The 1,098-nt window shown below is 46.5% G+C and carries 1 rRNA gene; it reads right to left on the minus strand.

From position 1 onward, the window contains the following. Nucleotides 1–888: 888 nt before the first annotated feature. Nucleotides 889–1,002: ribosomal RNA gene (gene rrf, locus L1D50_RS23040) — 5S ribosomal RNA — on the minus strand. Between the last annotated feature and the right edge of the window lie 96 nt (nt 1,003–1,098).

Below are 1,098 nucleotides of genomic sequence, written 5' to 3' on the forward strand. Positions count from 1 at the left end.
CAATTATACTATATAACTGAACTATAAGCTTTATTTTGTTACTAAAGTGATACATCACTAGAATGCCAAATTATTGCCTTGACCTTGCCTTTAGTAGAACAATTGGCTGACCTTGCGAAGTCTAAAATAAGCAGTAAAAGGCGAACTTTACCTTGGTCAAAAAATACTTCTACTCGTTTTTGAGCCAGAACTTTCATTGCAAGTTATCGGTGAGTAAACCACCTCCGACCACGCTGCTCATTGCTGATGTGGTGGTAGGAGCGAGTTTACCTCGCGATCTTTAATAAGGCCCTAGCTCGCTACGAAGTAAGATGTTCTACTTTCACATGGGAAGCCCAACAGCTCGGCGGGTAAACCACCTCCGACCACGCTGCTCAGTGCTGATGTGGTGGTAGGTGCACATTTACTTAGGTTTAGAAAAGCTCGTGATGTTACGAAGTGATGCTTTTATTCTTTTTTGCCAAGCCCAACAGCTCGGTGGGTAAACCACCTCCGACCACGCCGCTCAGTGCTGATGCTGTGGTGGGAGCGAGTTTACCTCGCGATGTGTTGATTTTGCGAGGTTTTCTAAAATCCCAAACAGCAAAAAACCCGTCACATCTCTGCAACGGGTTTGACGTACATGGAGGTACTAATGTCGATTAGAATCATGGATGAATGCTGTTAATCGACCTTTAATAAGGCCCTAGCTCGCTACGAACTAGGATGTTTTACTCTCTTTGTTTGGGGAGCCCAACAGCTCGGTGGGTAAACCACCTCCGACCACGCTGGTCAGTGCTGATGCTGTGGTAGGAGCGAGTTTACCTCGCGAGGTTTTATACCTCAAATCTCTATGCCCCAAACAGCAAAAAACCCGTCGCATTGCTGCAACGGGTTTCTTTTATAAGGCCCTGACGATGTTCTACTTTCACATGGGAAGCCCACACTATCATCGACGCTGTTTTGTTTCACTTCTGAGTTCGGCATGGGGTCAGGTGGTTCCAAAACGCTATGGTCATCAGGAAATCTGGGTGCAAATGTCTAATGACATCGTGCCTCGCACGAGCATTCCATTTGCGCAAGGTGAACCGATTTCGCGATACCGCTGAGGTTGGTCAC

The organism is Pseudoalteromonas sp. Isolate6, from assembly GCF_022398435.1.
Lineage (GTDB): Bacteria > Pseudomonadota > Gammaproteobacteria > Enterobacterales > Alteromonadaceae > Pseudoalteromonas > Pseudoalteromonas galatheae.